Origin of the sequence: Kineosporia corallincola, from assembly GCF_018499875.1 — a bacterium.
GTDB lineage: Bacteria > Actinomycetota > Actinomycetes > Actinomycetales > Kineosporiaceae > Kineosporia > Kineosporia corallincola.
Genome location: NZ_JAHBAY010000036.1, coordinates 1 through 2142 on the forward strand (window position 1 = coordinate 1; position 2142 = coordinate 2142).

A 2142-nucleotide genomic window follows, 5' to 3' on the forward strand; every position below is an offset into this window, starting at 1 on the left:
AGACCTGGACTGTGTTGGGACTGCGGGGTTGTTCGTGAGTCAGGGTGGGGTATCGGAAGGCAACCAGCGAGAATCGAGGCGCGTGACCGGGAAACCTTGCGTCGCAGAAAATCCTGCCCCACCGCCCCGAGCGGCTCGGAATAACCTCCGCCCCGCCCGCTTAATCCGCACGCGCCTGCACCGAGTGCAGACCTCAACCACCATAACCCACTAGGCGAGGCTTGAAAACTATACCGTTCCCAACAAGATCATTCAGGACAAATGGGCGGAACGTTTTGGATCTTTAGACTATGCTTTAGTGCAACCACTAAGTATAACGAGCCCTGAGGCGACTGATCATGTGACTGCAATTTGCAGCGGCGAATGAATGAACCAAGTCGATTTCCTTGAACGATATTATCGGCACCTTTTATAATTCTGAGTGACGGTCGAGGATGAGCATCCCCTCCTCCCTGTAAAGTGGACCAGAACGGAAATTCATCGCAGTGCCAGGCCCTTGACCGTTTCCCTGCACACTCGGGCTCTCTTGCATACCATTGCGGATTCTTAGGTTTCGTCAAATAGTTCAGCTTAGCCCATTCAGGATGTCCATCTCGAACAGATAGTGCCGAAATATCGTGCCGAGTCGCCTCCCTTGCCTCATTGGCCGTCACGAAAATGGGAGTTGTCGCACACTTCGCAAACTCTTCACGAATCAGGGACATTTCTTTGACGCAGGCCCGCGCGACGATCTCGACAGTAGTTGACGGGAGCGACGGAACGGATGCCCGTACGCTCTCTATTACGCGGGCAAGATCATACCCATTCTCTACCTGCTGTCTCTTGGTGGGGGGTGTCGATTGCCCCCCACCAGTATTTCCGCCTCCAGCGCTTCCGCCTCGGGGCGGCTTACTCGGAAGCGGAAACTCTTGGCCGAAAATGTAGCGAATGATTCCTTCTCCAGAGTCCCAAGCGAGCAGGAGGGTCACGAGGTCCGCTGAAGTCGTTCCGGGCTTGATTAAAGTGATACAGTCCTGATATTGGTCACTTACCGAAAGCCCCCGATAATGGGTTGCACCGGGCATCTCATTAAGAGACACACAAAGATCGTCCACCGGTAATGTGCCCAGTAGTGCAGATGCAGCGATTAGTGCGCTCGACTCTTGCGGTGCTGCGACCAGATCCGAGATGGCAAAGATCCTGTCTTCCGTTACGCTAGCCCCAAATAGTAAGACTTGAATATGAGATGTTCTCGGGTCTACATTGGCAACATCCATCTCCCCTGAAGATGGAACACCAAAGCCTCCCTCGGACCAAGCTGCTTGATAGCGACTGTAATGCATTCCTTCGTTGTCGTAGTAGGCAAGATGTATATTTGTAATACAGCTCGAACAGTTGGCTTCGGCATCCCAGTCCACCGTTGCCTTGAACCGCGATCCGTTCCATTCAACGTTTCGAAAATGAATGAAGTCGCCGTTCTCGGCATTTGCTGCGCCAGGCACAGCAGTAGCACCGTATGCCGGTGACGGCACTATAAGCACAAGCAAAAGGGCAAGTAGCAGGCCGCGAATTTTCATGCCACTATATTCTCACCGCGGAAACCGCGCTTGTCCACTTTTCCCTCGACTGTTCAGCTGATTACTCGAAGGTCGGGGTTTGTATTCGGGCTACGCCGCATAGTCCCATCCTTCTTGCTCCTCTACCGGGTGATCTCTCAGTTCGACGCATACTCAAGCAACCGATCTGAGTGACACCGCAGACAACCCAAAACCTCCCGAACGTCGGTATTTTGGCTTTCTGCGCTTACTGTGGCCAAAGGGTGCGTAGCGAAGGTCCTCTGACATGGGCATCTCCTTCTCTTCACCGGACAAGGTGAGTGAATACGTGGGCTTCCCCCGGGTGCTCCGCTTCGCAGCTTGATCCAGAAGAGAGTAATTCGGCAGTGCGTGACTGGCGCTGGCGTCGAGCTGCCGGGTGCCCCGTCGGGTCGGTGCCGCAGGTGCCGCATGCCCGGCGGGGCGTCCCGGCCTTCCTCGGTGTTCGGCAACTGGTCTGAGTGCTGCCGTAGCTGAGGCTCTGCTGTGGTCGCGGCGCGGTCGCCGTTGCTCGGCAACTGCGGTTCGGCATGAGTTGAGGGCAGGAAGCACACCAGTGGTGCCTCCT

The 2142-nt window shown here is 55.3% G+C and carries 1 protein-coding gene; it reads right to left on the reverse strand.

The features are described from left to right. Nucleotides 1-248 precede the first annotated feature (248 nt). Nucleotides 249-1556 (reverse strand): NucA/NucB deoxyribonuclease domain-containing protein, encoded by a 1308-nt coding sequence (locus KIH74_RS35570; protein WP_214160859.1) that lies wholly within the window; start codon nt 1554-1556, stop codon nt 249-251. Nucleotides 1557-2142: the final 586 nt, after the last annotated feature.